The 13,974-nt window shown below is 64.2% G+C and carries 12 protein-coding genes and 7 pseudogenes; 11 read left to right on the forward strand and 8 right to left on the reverse strand.

The features are described from left to right. On the forward strand, nucleotides 1-282 hold a 282-nt coding region (locus BO39_RS34710; RefSeq protein WP_043839751.1), incomplete at its 5' end, for an IS5/IS1182 family transposase. 57 nt (nucleotides 283-339) lie between these two features. On the opposite strand, the pseudogene BO39_RS35490 reads toward BO39_RS34710, so the two are convergent. After that, nucleotides 340-513, reverse strand: a pseudogene (locus tag BO39_RS35490) (integrin alpha); the annotation flags it as partial. Between the two features lie 522 nt (nucleotides 514-1,035). Here BO39_RS35490 and BO39_RS35495 point away from each other — a divergent pair. Both BO39_RS35495 and BO39_RS35500 read left to right on the forward strand, forming a co-directional pair. After that, a complete protein-coding gene (locus tag BO39_RS35495; RefSeq protein ID WP_408735189.1) occupies nucleotides 1,036-1,143 on the forward strand; it encodes a hypothetical protein in 108 nt (35 codons plus the stop codon). A gap of 34 nt (nucleotides 1,144-1,177) precedes the next feature. Beyond that, on the forward strand, nucleotides 1,178-1,447 hold the full coding sequence (locus BO39_RS35500; RefSeq protein WP_408735190.1) for a DDE-type integrase/transposase/recombinase: 270 nt from the start codon (nucleotides 1,178-1,180) through the stop codon (nucleotides 1,445-1,447). Nucleotides 1,448-1,543: 96 nt separating this feature from the next. Here the strand turns inward: BO39_RS35500 and BO39_RS34715 are convergent. After that, nucleotides 1,544-1,753, reverse strand: a pseudogene (locus BO39_RS34715) (transposase); the annotation flags it as partial. 47 nt (nucleotides 1,754-1,800) lie between these two features. Between BO39_RS34715 and BO39_RS33275 the strand changes: the two are divergent. The 4 genes and pseudogenes from BO39_RS33275 to BO39_RS34720 form a co-directional block, all read left to right on the forward strand. After that, nucleotides 1,801-2,034: pseudogene (locus BO39_RS33275) on the forward strand (IS701 family transposase); the annotation flags it as partial. A 226-nt stretch (nucleotides 2,035-2,260) separates the two neighbouring features. Next, nucleotides 2,261-3,301 (forward strand): catalase family peroxidase, encoded by a 1,041-nt coding sequence (locus tag BO39_RS27380; RefSeq protein WP_211257590.1) that lies wholly within the window; start codon nucleotides 2,261-2,263, stop codon nucleotides 3,299-3,301. Nucleotides 3,302-3,315: 14 nt separating this feature from the next. Further along, nucleotides 3,316-3,618 carry a cupredoxin domain-containing protein gene (locus BO39_RS27385; RefSeq protein ID WP_043839753.1) on the forward strand — a complete coding sequence of 101 codons (303 nt, stop codon included), beginning with the start codon at nucleotides 3,316-3,318 and terminating at the stop codon, nucleotides 3,616-3,618. A 328-nt stretch (nucleotides 3,619-3,946) separates the two neighbouring features. Then, a pseudogene (locus BO39_RS34720) lies at nucleotides 3,947-4,737 on the forward strand (DDE-type integrase/transposase/recombinase); the annotation flags it as partial. A 101-nt stretch (nucleotides 4,738-4,838) separates the two neighbouring features. Here BO39_RS34720 and BO39_RS27390 read toward each other — a convergent pair. Further along, a pseudogene (locus BO39_RS27390) lies at nucleotides 4,839-6,075 on the reverse strand (IS110 family RNA-guided transposase); the annotation flags it as partial. 260 nt (nucleotides 6,076-6,335) lie between these two features. Between BO39_RS27390 and BO39_RS27395 the strand changes: the two are divergent. Then, a pseudogene (locus tag BO39_RS27395) lies at nucleotides 6,336-6,578 on the forward strand (integrase core domain-containing protein); the annotation flags it as partial. Here the strand turns inward: BO39_RS27395 and BO39_RS35505 are convergent. From BO39_RS35505 to BO39_RS35515, 4 genes and pseudogenes are all read right to left on the reverse strand, one after another. Next, complete coding sequence (locus BO39_RS35505; RefSeq protein WP_084698608.1) at nucleotides 6,535-6,795, reverse strand: transposase; 261 nt, start codon at nucleotides 6,793-6,795, stop codon at nucleotides 6,535-6,537. The pseudogene BO39_RS27395 and the gene BO39_RS35505 sit on opposite strands and share 44 nt — an antisense overlap. Beyond that, the gene (locus BO39_RS30610) at nucleotides 6,792-7,025 is read right to left on the reverse strand and encodes a hypothetical protein (protein WP_052402921.1); all 234 of its coding nucleotides are present in this window, start codon (nucleotides 7,023-7,025) and stop codon (nucleotides 6,792-6,794) included. The genes BO39_RS35505 and BO39_RS30610 overlap by 4 nt, the downstream gene beginning before the upstream one ends. Next, nucleotides 7,022-7,147: pseudogene (locus BO39_RS35510) on the reverse strand (winged helix-turn-helix domain-containing protein); the annotation flags it as partial. The pseudogene BO39_RS35510 and the gene BO39_RS30610, both read right to left, overlap by 4 nt. Further along, nucleotides 7,120-7,527, reverse strand: coding sequence for a helix-turn-helix domain-containing protein (locus BO39_RS35515; protein WP_084698610.1), 408 nt, complete (start codon nucleotides 7,525-7,527; stop codon nucleotides 7,120-7,122). The pseudogene BO39_RS35510 and the gene BO39_RS35515, both read right to left, overlap by 28 nt. A gap of 189 nt (nucleotides 7,528-7,716) precedes the next feature. Here BO39_RS35515 and BO39_RS27405 point away from each other — a divergent pair, with 189 nt between their 5' ends. From BO39_RS27405 to BO39_RS27415, 3 genes are all read left to right on the forward strand, one after another. Continuing rightward, nucleotides 7,717-10,119, forward strand: coding sequence for a putative bifunctional diguanylate cyclase/phosphodiesterase (locus BO39_RS27405; RefSeq protein WP_156964014.1), 2,403 nt, complete (start codon nucleotides 7,717-7,719; stop codon nucleotides 10,117-10,119). Nucleotides 10,120-10,435: 316 nt separating this feature from the next. Beyond that, nucleotides 10,436-12,478, forward strand: coding sequence for a methyl-accepting chemotaxis protein (locus BO39_RS27410; RefSeq protein WP_169742872.1), 2,043 nt, complete (start codon nucleotides 10,436-10,438; stop codon nucleotides 12,476-12,478). 231 nt (nucleotides 12,479-12,709) lie between these two features. Beyond that, the gene (locus BO39_RS27415; RefSeq protein WP_043839755.1) at nucleotides 12,710-13,690 is read left to right on the forward strand and encodes a Bug family tripartite tricarboxylate transporter substrate binding protein; all 981 of its coding nucleotides are present in this window, start codon (nucleotides 12,710-12,712) and stop codon (nucleotides 13,688-13,690) included. Nucleotides 13,691-13,692: 2 nt separating this feature from the next. Here the strand turns inward: BO39_RS27415 and BO39_RS27420 are convergent. Beyond that, nucleotides 13,693-13,974 (reverse strand): IS5/IS1182 family transposase (locus BO39_RS27420; protein WP_043839751.1); only part of this gene is annotated, 282 nt, incomplete at its 5' end.

Genomic DNA, 13,974 nt, shown 5'->3' on the forward strand with positions numbered 1-13,974 from the left:
CGCGCCAAGGAACTGCTGGGCGACAAGGGGTACGACAGCAAACGCTTCCGCCAGGCGCTCACCCAGCACGGCATCGCGCCCTGCATACCCTCAAGCCGCAGCCGCAAGGTCCCGCTCCCCTACGACAAGATCCTTTACCGGCAGAGGCATTGCACCGAGAACATGTTCGGCCGCCTCAAGGACCGGCGCCGCATCGCCATGCGCTACGACCGATGCACCCACACCTTCATGTCCGCCATCCTCCTCGCCGCCACCGTCCTCTTCTGGATCAATGAGGCCTGAGCCTAGGTCTACCGCCGCCGGGCCGCCCGGGCCGCCATAGACGAAGTAGGTGCTGCCGTCTCCGGCCTGCGGCCGCGAGGCGCCGACGAGGAGGTCAACGGAGCCGTCCCCATTCACGTCACTGGCCTGAGCCACGCTTGACTTGCCACCTCCTGCCGGGCCGATGATCTGGAGAGACACTGTGTCTGCGGTGAACTGCCCAAGAGTGATGACGCTTGGAATGCCAAGCATGAGCCCCCCTTGGGTTCTTGAACGGGCTTGTCCAGGCGGAGCTGACCGGCTGACGCCCGGTGGCCCCTTGCAGCAGCCAGTCTAAAGAAACCTCAACGCACCGTTTCCACTTCATTTTGGTTGGAGCGGCTGCGTCATCAGGCTGCGGGGGCATTCTTTCCATTTTTCGTAAAGGGTAGCGCCATTCCTGTCCCTCGATGAGTCACACGGGCATTGTCACGTCGCCCAGCTCTGACTGAAACGAACCGGTCAGGCGAAGCTGGCGGGATGCCGCCAGAGCCCACCACCTACCCCGGCTACCGCTTCCCGGCCGAGGTCATCTGGCATGCTGTTGGCTCTACGACCTGTTCAGCCTGAGCTTTCGAAACGTCGAGCTGCTTCTCGCCGCGCGAGGCGTGGTGGTTAGCTACGAAAGCATCCGCCGGTGGTGCCTCCGCCTAGGCGCGAATTTCGCGCTCAGGCTGCGCAAGCGTCGCCCGAAGCCGGGTGATACTCTGGCGGGCAGTAGACCAGCGCGGCATCGTGCTCGGCATCCTCGTGCAGAAGCGGCGGATTGGCACGTCGGCCAAACGCTTCTTCAAGCGCCTGCTGGCTGCTCCAGTACAAGCCTTGCAGGATCGTCAGGGATGAGCTCCGCAGATCTGGCGTTGCGCAGCGAGAGGTCCTGCCCGATGTGCGGCATCGAACCAACCGCCACCTGAACAACCGTGCCGAGAACTCCCATAGGCCAATGCGAGGCCGAGAACGTCAGATGCAATGCTTCAAGTCATGCGAGCAAGCACAACGGTTCCTCTCGGCACACGGCATGATCGACGATCACTTCTGTCCGCGGCGGCACCTGATGACAACAGACGGGTACCGCCGTGCTCGTGACAACGCCCTCCGGGTCTGGCAGTGGAGACGTGCGTCCAACTGGCAGCTTGAGGCTGGCTAAGCTTTGCCCCTCGGTCCAGCGCGCCTCCTGGCCAAGCAACGTGACAATGCCCCCGCCCGAGTTCCTTCTGCAGCCGGCGAGTTTCGGCCTCTTCGCAGGCATCGCCGTTACTGTCTTAGCGGATTGCTCCGAAACTGCAGCCTGACCGGCACCAGATCCGAGCCGACCTCGCCAGTTGCGCAGCATGGAAGACTGAATCCCGAGCTCCTTGGCCACATGCATCAGCGGACGGCCGCCGCTCTCCAGCAGGCCTATTGCCTCGTCCTTGAACTCCTCCGTGAACTCACGCCGCGTGTTTGTCGCCATCAGGGCACCTCGCCCCCTCAGGAGCTCATCCGAGGTGTCCACCACTGCGGGGGGCAATTGAGGAGGTCTTCGAGACCACCAAGAACGAACTTGAGCTGACCCACAACGAAACACGCTCGTGGCACAGCTGGCACCGCCAGGTGTCGCTGGTCATGCTCGCCCTTGCCATGGTGGCGGTGATCCGACACAGCGCGAACGCTGCCGATGAGCAAACCCCAGCCCTCGTGAGTCACAGCGAACGCCGCTCAGCCGCTGGTCTATCCAGGAGATCCGCCACATAGTGAGCCGCCTGGCCCGACGAAAGATCCGACCCGTCCACCTCACCGCATGATCACTCTGGCAACGGGCACGCCAAGCTGCCTCCCAAAAAGCCCAGGTCCAACGCGGAGCACAACTGTAATGATAGGCGGTCGGCAATCTTTTAGTAAGACGCAGGGCATACCCTCCGGGCAGAATGCTGGTCCACGTCAGCCGTGGACACCGCACGCATGAACGGGGATAACGGGAATGACACGGCTGCCGGAGATGCTTTCCAGATTGGAGCGTTTTCATCGCGCCACCTCTTTCCTGAGAGCTGCCCTGCTCGCCGGCGCGGCGTTCACGCCCGGGTTGGCGACCGCGCAGTCCCAAGACGACCTCCAATCCCCACGACAAGTAGCTCAGGCCGTTGTTGGAGCTTTCGACAATCTTTTCGGCGGCCCCCACGCCGGGCAACGCGCCGTTCACGCGACCGGCTTACTCACGGAAGGCCGTTTCGTGCCGGCCAGCGGCGCGTTATCCCTAAGCCGTGCCGGGCATTTCGCGGGAGGAAGCGTGCCGGTGCTCGCCCGCTTCTCCAACTTCGCCGCCATTCCTGGTCTCCCCGACAACCACGCTGCAGCCAGTCCTCGAGGCCTTGCGGTCAAGTTTATGCTGCCGGATGGTGCTGATACGGACATCGTCGCCCATTCCTACGACGGATTTCCGGTCGCCAAGCCGGAGGAATTCGCAGCCTTCCTCCGGGCTCTCCCGGACCCTGCAAGACTGGCCGAGTTTGCTTCTTCGCGCCCGGCTGCCCGCGCCTTCCTAGAGCATCCCAAGCCGATGCCAGCCAGCTACGGCATGGAAGCCTACTTCGGCGTGACCGCCTTTCGATTTGAGAACAGCGCTGGCGTGGCGCAATATGGAAGGTATCGGCTCCGGCCCGAAGCAGGCGTCTCGCACCTGAGCGTGGCAGAGGCGGCTCGACTGCCGGACAGGTTCCTCGCCGAGGAGCTGAAGGACCGGCTCAGCCGTGGCCCAGTGATCATCCGGATCTCGGTCCAGCTCGCAGCGGACGGTGATCCTGTGGAGGACGGGTCGCGCTCCTGGCCCGACGATCGCCCAGAGATCGAGGTTGGCACCCTGTCGATCCAGCAGATCCTGTCGTCAAACGACGAACGCCAGCAAGATCTGCGCTTCGTGCCGACGAACCTCGTCGGCGGCATCGCTCCTTCGGCAGACCCGATGCTGACCGCACGAACTCTGTCCTACCGGATTTCGGCGGACCGGCGAGAGGCCGGCCAGTGAGACCCCCGCGTCTGATGGCACTTGCTGGCTTGGTTCTGGTAGCCGGGCCGGCACTCACCGCATCGATCACTCCCGTCGCCCAGCGCAACCGCAACTTCGAGGTCGGCGAACTCCAGATCGCCAGAGGCGGCGCCGTCAGGTTCACCAATGACGACGATTTCCCGCATCAGATCGCCATTCGTGGTCCGTCCATGCGGTACGAGTCAGACCTGATGGCGCCGCACCAACTCGTTGACGTGCAGTTTGCCGACGCGGGCTCCTTCGAGGTACGTTGCGGTGTTCATCCTCGCATGCGGATGACAATTCAGGTCCGGTAACACCACACAATGGGCTTGACAAGCTGGTGTGGCCCAAGTCCGACTCCAGCTGTGTTCCTTGCTCTACGTGGCATCGTCTCCATTCAGGCATAAGCCGGCACGGTGGCCAGCCATCGTCGCCGAACACCGCGTTGTTTCCTCAGCTCCTGGTCATGCCGGCCGCCTCAGACTTTGACCCGGCCCAAAGCGAGACGTGATGGAGGCAATCTGCTCTGGCGTGCTCATCAGCGTGGACCAAGCATGACAGCAGGCATTGATGATGGCGTCCTAGATGTTTGATCCCAGGGTTTGATGGTGCAGTCTTCCCCTCCGAGTGGAAGGACGCACTATGGGCCAGCTTCTCCACGGCAGCGCTACAACGACGGAGGCAATCCGTCGAGCGATACAGGTTAGCCAAGAGAGCCTGAGAGGGCTGGCCAGACGCTACGGGATCAACCAGAAGATGGTCGCCAAGTGGCAGGCGCGTGGGTCTGTTACCGACATGCCGACTGGCCCGAAGGAGCCGAAGTCCACGGTTTTCTTGGTCGAGGACGAGGCGATCATCGTCGCCTTCCGCCGCCACACCCTGCTGCCGCTCGACGACCTCCTCTACGCCCTGCAACGCAGCCTGCCACAGCTGACCCGCTCCTCGCTCCACCGCTGCCTGGTGCGTCACGGCATGTCTCGACTGCCCGAGCCGGACAGTGCCTCGACCGCCAGGAAGCGCTTCAAGGTCTATCCCATCGGCTACTTCCAGGTGGACGTCGAACCCGCGGTTCGCCGGACATCGCCGAGGTCCGCACCGAGCAGGGGCGCCTCTACTTGCTTGTCGCCATCGACCGAACCTCCAAGTTCAACTTCGTTGAACTCCACGGGAAGGTCACTCGCCGCAACGCCGCCAACTTCCTCCGGGCGCTCATCAAGGCCGTGCCTTATCGCATCCACACCGTGCTCACGGACAACGGCACGCACTTTACCTCACCGGGCAACATCTGCTCGGCGGCCGCTCGGATCAGAGAGGCCATGGACAAGGGGGAGCGCTTTCTCGCCCATGTCTTCGAGTATGCCTGCGCCCAGAACAACATCGATCACCGGCTGACCGAGCCCCGGCATCCGTGGACGACGGATGAAATAGAGAAGCCCCTTTCGGCAGGCCCTGCTAAATTTCCTCCGCGCACGGGTGGTCGCTTGGCCAAGAGCGGGGCACGGAGGTGTCTGCCCCGCCGCGCAGCCTCGGATCGTCGCTCCTCCTTTGCAACGCCCGTGCACGCCCGCGGCTTTTTCGGCCCTGACTGACGCCAGCCCTGTGTGAGCTTTGCGTTGGCCGTCTCCGCGCCCTCCGCGGCATGACGGTCCCGCTGGCGGACCTCCTTGATGTTGTAGTCGTAGGCGGCACCCCGCTGGCCATGGCGCCGCGGCCGCCCGGCCCGCAGTTCCAGGCTGCGGAGCTTTCGGGCCTGCAGCGCTGGCCGTACCCAGGCGTAGTCCTCGCCCCGGGCCAGGAGCTGCCAGGCGAGGACAGCGATCTTACGGGCCTTGGCCACGGCCGCGACGTGTTGGCCACGGCGGGAGGCGATGCGGCCGAAGAACGTCCTTAGCGGCCCTGGCGCGCGGACAGCCGCCCAGGCTACCTCAACGAGGAGGCCGCGGGCCTGACCCCGCCTCTGCTTGGCGATGCGGCCATGCCGGGCGGGACCGTTGCCGGACTGGCGGACGCTCGGGCTCAGGCCGAGATAGGCCACAAGCTTCTCGGCCGAGGTGAAGCGGGCCACGTCGCCGATAGCCGCCGCGAGCCCGACCGCGACGATCACGTCGATGCCCGGGATGGTCATGAGCCGTTGGACCGCATCGTCGTCCAAGGCATGTCGGGCGATGTCGCCCTCGACCACGCGCAGGTCCTTGAGGAGCCGATCGAGTGTGCGGATATGCCGCTCCACAGCCAGGCGCTCGTCCTCGGGCAGGACCTGCTGCGCAAGCCAGGCCCGGCCGCTCCGACCGAACGGATCGGCGTGGGGACAGACAGGGGGGCACGAGATGCGCGTGCAGGATGGACTGCACGATATTCTTGATCGGCGTTCTCTGCCGGACGAGCTGTTCGCGCCGGCTGACCTGGCGCCGCAGCGCTCCAGTCCGCTCATCCGGGAACCAGACCTCCGGCAGAAAGCCGCTGGCATAGAGCCTGGCCAGGACAGCTGCATCGATCGCGTCCGTCTTGAGCTTGGCCTGGGCAATCAGCCGGACCTGCTTGGGGTTGGCGATCACCACGCGCCCGACATGCGGGCCAAGCACCTCGGCCACGGTCGCCGCGTTGCCCGTCGCCTCGACCACAACGTGGTCGTCATGGGTCAGGGCCGAACGGGCGAACTCCTCCAGCCGGTCCCGGCGCACGTCCGCCCGGCCCAGCCGAGTGGCCTTGCCGTCCAGCAAGGCCACCGCCTCCACGAAGATACGGTGGATGTCCATTCCGATGACGCGCATGGCGCCATGTCCTCCTCCTCGCTCGTGGTTGCAAAGCGGTAGCTGGCGGGCAACACGACAAATACGGATCCGCGCTCACAGCGCATCCGGGCGGGTCGCAGGGGCGGCCATGTAACGAGCTCGAACTCGCGGTTCACTTCCATCGGACGGCCTGCCCGCACTCCACGTGCTCCCGGTGCCCCGTGTCCCGGATGGTCGCACCATTGACCCGGTACACCGACGTGGCGCGACACGTGAGCACCGGAGCTCTCATGCCCGGTAATGGGCAGGTCGAACGGATGAACCGCACGACCAAAGAGGCGACCGTCAAGCGCTACCACTACGAGGCCCACGACGAGTTGCGACAGCACCTCGACGGGTTCGTCGCCGCCTACAATTTCGCCCGCCGCCTGAAGACCCTGCGGGGCCTCACACGCTACGAAGCCATCTGCAAAGCCTGGACGGAGGAGCCGTCCAGGTTCATCCATGACCAGCACAACCAGATCCCGCTACCAAACATCTAGCTGTCCCACACGCGATGGCTGAGCAGGTCTGGCGCAGGAACTCCCAAACCTTCTCCACCGGGTTCAACGCGGGTGCGTAGCGCGGCAGCGGGAGTAAGCTGATGTTCTCGGGCAGGCGCAGACTGGGTGAGGTGTGCCAGCCCGCGCCATCGAGCACGAGAACGGCATGCGCGCCCTTGCTTGCGCAGCGGCTGATCCCGGCCAGGCGGCTATTCATGGGCTCACGTGGACCTCGGGCAGCACGAAAGCCGACCCGACGGCGCGCTCGGGACAGACCACGCCGAAAATCAAGGCCCAGGTATAGCGGTGATCGCGCGAGGCACGCGGGCGCATGCCCCGCTTCGCCCAGACCCGTGTCACCGTGCCCTGCTGGCGCGCACGAGCTTCGTCCAAAACCCAGACCTCGATCGGTGTGCCGGGGACGACCGTGCCGACCGCTGCCTTCACCCGATCAGCAAAGCCCCCTTAAATGCCGCCTGCGCGGCGGGGGCGCTCTGCGGATGCTGTGGTCGCACGGACAGGCGGCGCATGCGCAGCCGGGTTAGAAGTTTGCCCACCGTACGCTCGTGTAGGCTGACCTGGGATTAGCGCCTGATCCGCTCCTGCAAATCACGGCAGCGCCAGCGCACGACACCTCCCGCTCCAGGTGCGGCCCTTCCTCAACCCAGCGGACCACCATGCCTTCCTGCTCGCCCGAGAGTCGTGGTGCCAGACCCGGAGCACGGCGGCTCACCCGCCCGGTAAGACCCGCGGCGTAATAGCGGTGCACCCAGTCACGCAGCGTCTGCCGATCCATACCGCAGCTCTCGGCCGCCTCCTCACGCGAGGCCCCCTCCAACACCAGTGCGATCGCCAGCATCCGACGGGCCGCATTCGCTCCACGGCTGCCGGTCACCGCCTGCCGAAGTTCACCGATGGACAGGCCATGCCGCGTGATCGCCCACCCCATTCCGACCTCCCAAACAAACTACCGGAAAAAGCGATCCACACCAGGAGCATCAGCGGGAACACATGCAAGTCAGCGATCAAGCCGGCTGGCATGAGTAGAAATCCAGCTGGCATGCGGTTAACAGATCTCGCAGTATAATGATTGGAACCCTTAGCTACTTGTGAATTGGGCTATAGGTATCGTTTCAGGATGAACCTGCGCATTAAGATCCTTGGTGGCTGCCTTGCGCTCGCCTGTGTGCCGGCGATCCTCGGGAGCTTTGCGCACAGCACACAGCGCGACCTCGGGGCGATAGCTATCTCGCTCTACGACAACACCTTCCTTGCAATGAGCTATTTGCGTTCAGCGCAGAACCGGTTGCTCGGTGCCGAGGCATCCCTCCAGCGCTCCAGTATCGATGAAGTCATCGACGATGGGCGTGCCGGGGTGATCGCTGCACTGCCGGAGGCAGCCGACGATCTCGACATCGCGGTCGAGCGAGCCCCCTCCGCGGGGGCGCAAAGCGCCGCAAAGGCGCTGACCATCTCCTTGCTGAGAACGACCGATACGGCAGCAGCGCTTCCGTTATCGGAGCTATACTCGTCGCTGCGGGATCTGAACGCATCACTCGATACGCTCGTCGAAGTGTACGCCGCTGAAGGGTTTCGCCAACGGCAAAGCGCAGGAAGGCTGATCGAGGCTATCCTGCGGCAGACATGGCTCGCCATAGGCATCTCTCTCGGCGTGGCATTGCTCATCACGGTCATCCTCACCCGCGCGATCATACCTCCTGTCCGGGCGGCGGTCGCCATCGCCCGCGCCATCGCTGGCGGTCGGTTTGACAATAAGATCACGGTAGCAGGATGGAGTAGGAGCGAAACAGACGAGCTACTGCGCGCGCTCGCAACTATGCAGGCCAGCTTCGTGGAGCTTCTTGCCGACCAGGAGATGTCGCACACCGGAAAAATGCAGGCCCAGCTCGCACGCTTTGACGCTGCATTGTCCAACATGGTGCAAGGCCTATGTCTCTTTGGCCCGGACGAGACGCTTGTTGTCGTGAACCGCCGCTTCGTCGAAATGTTCGGTCAACCGGTGATGGGACGCCGCAAGGAGGAAGTCTTCGACGACCCACAACTATCTCGGCTTTTTGCCCTAGACGGCGGCGGCAAGGATTCTGCCTGTTGCGATCTCGCCGATGGTCGCTCATTCATGGTGATAAGGCAGGCGGTCAACGGCGGCGGCTGGCTGGCGACTTATGAGGACCTAGCCGAGCGGCGACAAGCAGAAGCCAAGCTCACCTATATGGCACACCACGACTCACTCACTAAACTGCCCAACCGCGCCATGTTCCGCGAGCACATGGTGCATGCTCTCGGACGGGCTCAGCGTCAGACTGGCCTGGCCGTCATGCTTTTGGACCTCGACCGGTTCAAGTCGGTCAACGATACCCTGGGCCATCCGACGGGCGATGCCTTGCTCTGTCAGGTAGCGGATCGCCTCAAGGCATGCACCCGTCCAGCAGACCTAGTGGTCCGGCTCGGCGGCGACGAGTTCGCGATCGTCCAGGAAGCGGTCGCGCAGCCCGAGGAGGTCACCGTGCTTGCGCAGAGGCTGGTCGCGTCCCTGGCGGAGCCCTTCCACATCGACGGGCATCAAGTCGTCACAGGTACCAGCATCGGCATCGCTCTCACGCAGGACGGGCTGGACGAGGCGGACGAGATGCTCAAGAGGGCGGATCTCGCGCTGTACCGCGCCAAGGAAGAGGGGCGTGGCACCTGGCGCTTCTTCGAACCCGCGATGAACGCCCGCGTGATTGCCAAACGCAAGCTCGAACAGGATCTGCGACGCGCGGTAGCGGAGGAGCAATTCCAGGTTTACTATCAGCCGGTGGTGGAGGCAGACGGTCGCCTGATCTCCGGGTTCGAGGCACTTGTGCGCTGGATTCACCCGGAGCGTGGAACCGTCTCACCAGCTGAGTTCATTCCGGTTGCCGAGGAACTTGGCCTCATCCGACCGATTGGTAGCTGGGTTCTAAGGCAAGCCTGTATCGCTGCGGCTGCTTGGCCGGGAGAGCTGAAGGTTGCAGTGAACCTTTCACCAATTCAGTTCACGGGTGGGGCACTCGTTTCCGAAGTCGCATCAGCGCTACGTGATGGCGGCCTTGCACCTCATCTTCTGGAGCTAGAAATTACCGAGTCCCTGCTCCTCAACGATGATGCGGCGGTGCTGGCGACTCTGCACAAGCTGCGTGCCCTTGGAGTGAGGATCGCGATGGATGATTTTGGAACTGGTTATTCGTCTTTGAGCTACTTGCAGCGCTTCCCTTTTGATAAAATCAAGATCGACCAGTCTTTTGTGCGCGGTTTGGGTCAGGATGAGCACTGCAGCGCCATCATTCGAGCTGTTGTCGGACTTGGCAAGGCGCTGGGCATGACTGTCAACGCGGAGGGTGTAGAAACAGTGGAGCAGCTGGCTGCGCTGCGTGCTGAGGGATGTGGAGAGTTCCAAGGGTACCTGTTCAGCAAACCGAGACCAGGTGAGGACGTGCGTGCCATGCTCGGGGCGTCGGCGTGCTCCCCCGAAGGTTCTGGGTACAGGAGTGCTGCTGCCTGACTGCTATCGGCAGGTCAGCGAATGGATTTTGAAATCCTCATGCCGGGGAATACGGGAGCGAGTTCAGCCTCCCTGGCCCGCCCGCTTCGCGACCTCAGTTCCACCTGCGATGGTAAGAGGCGAGTTGTCGAAGCAGTTTGGTTCCCTAAAGTTGAGTGCTGATATCCCGCTTCTTTCGAGGCGCGCATGAAGGGAATACCCGAGCAAAAGAGTTGGAGATCTTAGCTAATCTTTAGAAAGCGGCTGCCAGGGTTACGAGCAAGTGCTCCCCGCATGCTCCGGGAGCGCACGGATGACCGACAGGAGGCGCGCCCGCATGAGCAACCTGGCACAGAGGGTTCGACAGGCTCGTAGCTGTACCCACCGCGTTGGCATTGTTGCCCGCCTGCTGCTGGCCTCGCTGTTGGCCATCGTGGTGGCCGTCGCGGCAGTTCAGGCTTGGACGCTGCGGGTGGCCTACGATGCTCAGATGCAGGCGGCCCAGGGTGCGTTGCGCACTAACCTCGCGGTGCTGCGCAACGAGCTGAGTGGGATAGGGCGTGACTGGCGCCTCGATGAGGGTGGCAGGCTTTCCTTGGGTGGCGAACCGCTGAACGGGCGTGAGGACCTGGTGGATAAGGTGGGCCGCATCACGGGCGGCGTCGCCACCATCTTCGCCGGTGACACACGCGTCGCTACTAACGTCCAGGGTCCGGACGGTGTGCGAGCCGTCGGCACAAAGCTGGCTGCCGGACCTGCACGTGACGCGGTGATCGGCCGCGGTGAGGCGTACCAGGGCACGGCGGAGATCCTGGGTGCCCCGTACCTGACGATCTACGAGCCCGTTAAGGATGGAACCGGTCAGCCTGCGGGCATTCTTTTTGTGGGGGTGTCCCTGGCCAATGTTCGGCAAGCAGTGGACAAGATGGTCCATCAGGGCTTGCTGGCCGGGCTCGTTGTCATCCTGGTAGTCGGAACGGCCAGATGGCTCGCGCTGCGTTCCTCCATGCGCCCTCTCGGCGGGCTCGCCGCCAGCGTCCGATCCATCGCCGCCGGAGATCTTGACCAGCCGGCCCCTTGTGCCGACCGCACGGACCAGCTCGGCCAGATTGGGCGCGCCATCGAGGTGCTTCGTGAGGGAGCTCTGCGGGCGCATCAGGCGGAGAAGGAGGCAGCAAATGAGCGCGCCGCGAAGGACCGCCGGGGAGAAGCCATGGAGCGGCTGACCACCGACTTCGGCACTGCAGTCTCCGGCGTCCTGGTCAAGCTGACGAACTCGGCCGATGGCATGCGGTCCGCCGCTGGTGGCATGGCCCAGGCTGCAGACAGGACCAAGATCGAGATGGAGAGTACCGCGGCGGACGCGAATACCTCCTCACGGAGCCTCGCCACGGTGGCGGCTGCGACCGAGGAGCTGACCGCAAGCGTAGGCGAGATCTCCCGCCAGGTGAGCCAGGCCGCGATAGCAGCCCAGGATGCGGTGGTGCGGGCGAGAAGCACCGATACGACGGTCGCCGGGCTAAGCGATGCGGCGGGGCAGATCAGTGAGGTGGTGCGGCTGATCTCCGACATCGCCGGTCAGACCAACCTGCTGGCACTGAATGCGACCATCGAGGCCGCCCGAGCCGGGGATGCCGGTAAGGGCTTCGCAGTCGTAGCAGCCGAGGTGAAACAGCTTGCCAGCCAGACCGCGCAGGCAACCAGCCGCATCAGCTCGCAGGTGGGTGCCATCCAGGCCGCAACAGGCGAGGCCGTGGAGGCGGTTCGGGGCGTAGCTACGGCGATTGAACAGGTCAGCGAGATTGCGGGTAGCATCGCTGCATCGGTCAAGCAGCAAGGGGCAGCCACGCGCGAGATCGCGGCACAGGTACAGGCCATCTCCGAGGTAACGGACAGCGCCACCCGCGCCATGCACGACGTTTGCACCACAGCCGAGCGATCCGGTGCCATCAGTGGCACGGTGCTCGAAGCCGCAGATCAGGTCGCTGGTCTATCAGATGGACTGCGCCAGGACGTTGACCACTTCCTGAATGCTATGCGCGCCGTTCAGAAGAACGACGAGCGGCGTCGCTACGAGCGCGTTCCCGGTTTCGGAGCGGCTATCCGCCTTAAGTGCGCGACCTATGACACCGGCTCGGCTAGCCTGCAGGACATCTCACTAGGGGGAGCGGCGCTCGCCTGCGAGTGGCCGTGTGACATTGGGGCCGAGATCCTGGTTGGATTGCCGGGCGAAGCTGAATTCGCACCGGCGCGCATCATCGACTCGCGGACTGGTGTTCTTGCCGTTGCTTTCCGGCAGGACAAGCCAACGATGGCACTCGTCACCCGTGCCCTGGACGCCCTCGTGAGCCGTACCAAGAAAGCTGCTTATGGTGTCTAACCCTGAAAACCCGGACCGCAGTCGGCGCGCGGAACCGCATACTTGAGCCAGGGCGCCCAAAGTATATCCGGCTCGCGTTATCCCGGGACCTGCCGCTAGCCGACTTGGCCTCCAAGCTGTTCCTTGCGACGCAGTCCAACTCAATAGCAAAACTTTCGTGCGCATCGCTTGTGTTGCTCGAACCGATCGCTTCGCCTAATCGTCGCACGAACCGCGCCGGGAGCCAGCGCTATGACCATCCGCCCCAGCCGCCGTGCCCTGATGGGTGCTGTCCTCACCCAGGCTGCCCTGCGCCAGGCTGCTGCGCAGGAGGCTTGGCCCACTAAGCCCGTCCGCTTTCTGCTGCCTTTCCCGCCGGGCCAGGCGACCGACACGATCGGCCGGGTTCTCGCGGAGGAACTGTCCCGCCAATGGCCGCAGCGCGTGGTGGTGGAGAACCGCGCGGGCGGCGCCGGCGTGGTCGGCACCGAAGCCGGCGCCCGCTCGGCTCCCGATGGCTACACTATCGTCGCCTCCACCAGCGGCACCATTGGCATCAACCCCAGCGTCATCCGCAACCTCCCCTATGACGCGGAGCAGGACTTCACCTACATTACCACCATCTTCACCGTGCCGCTGATCATCGTGGCGCATCCGTCCTTCGCGCCGAGCGACGTGCCGGCGCTGATCGCGGCGGCCAAGGCTGATCCCGCCGGGATCAACTACGGAAGCGGTGGCCCCGGTACCTCTCAACACATGTCGGCGGAGCTGTTCTGCAACCGTGCAGGCGTGAAGATGACCCATGTGCCCTATCGCGGCAGTGGCCCGGCCATGGCAGACCTGATCGCCGGCAACATCCCGATGATGTTCGACAGCGTGGCCAGCGCCCTGCCGCATCTGCGCGGCGGCCGGATCAAGGCGCTCGGCGTCACCTCGGCCGTCCGGGCGCAGCAGGTGCCGGAGGTGCCCGCCATTGCTGAGACAATCCGGGGTTACGAGGCGATCGGCTGGGCGGGGCTCTGCGTTCCCACTGGCACGCCGGAGGCTGTCATCACCCGGGTTAATGCCGACGTGACAGCACTTCTTCGCAATCCAACCTTCGCCGCGCGTGTCGTCCAACTGGGCGGTTCCCCAGCACCGCAATCGGTGCAGGAAGCCAATGCCTTCGTGCGGGCGGAGATCGCTAAATGGCGCGAGGTCGCGCGGAATGCCGACGTCCGGCTCGACGGCTAGGCTCAGGCCTCATTGATCCAGAAGAGGACGGTGGCGGCGAGGAGGATGGCGGACATGAAGGTGTGGGTGCATCGGTCGTAGCGCATGGCGATGCGGCGCCGGTCCTTGAGGCGGCCGAACATGTTCTCGGTGCAATGCCTCTGCCGATAAAGGATCTTGTCGTAGGGGAGCGGGACCTTGCGGCTGCGGCTTGAGGGTATGCAGGGCGCGATGCCGTGCTGGGTGAGCGCCTGGCGGAAGCGTTTGCTGTCGTACCCCTTGTCGCCCAGCAGTTCCTTGGCGCG

The organism is Roseomonas aerilata DSM 19363, assembly GCF_000711725.1.
GTDB classification, from domain to species: Bacteria; Pseudomonadota; Alphaproteobacteria; order Acetobacterales; family Acetobacteraceae; genus Roseomonas; species Roseomonas aerilata.

Excerpts from the sequence above, each read along its gene's own strand:
- BO39_RS27380 (WP_211257590.1), top strand. The coding sequence starts at position 2,261 with ATGACACGGCTGCCGGAGATGCTTTCCAGATTGGAGCGTTTTCATCGC.
- BO39_RS27415 (WP_043839755.1), top strand. The coding sequence starts at position 12,710 with ATGACCATCCGCCCCAGCCGCCGTGCCCTGATGGGTGCTGTCCTCACC.
- BO39_RS27410 (WP_169742872.1), top strand. The coding sequence starts at position 10,436 with ATGAGCAACCTGGCACAGAGGGTTCGACAGGCTCGTAGCTGTACCCAC.
- BO39_RS27405 (WP_156964014.1), top strand. The coding sequence starts at position 7,717 with ATGAACCTGCGCATTAAGATCCTTGGTGGCTGCCTTGCGCTCGCCTGT.
- BO39_RS27385 (WP_043839753.1), top strand. The coding sequence starts at position 3,316 with ATGGCACTTGCTGGCTTGGTTCTGGTAGCCGGGCCGGCACTCACCGCA.
- BO39_RS35515 (WP_084698610.1), bottom strand. The coding sequence starts at position 7,527 with ATGGGGTGGGCGATCACGCGGCATGGCCTGTCCATCGGTGAACTTCGG.
- BO39_RS35505 (WP_084698608.1), bottom strand. The coding sequence starts at position 6,795 with ATGAATAGCCGCCTGGCCGGGATCAGCCGCTGCGCAAGCAAGGGCGCG.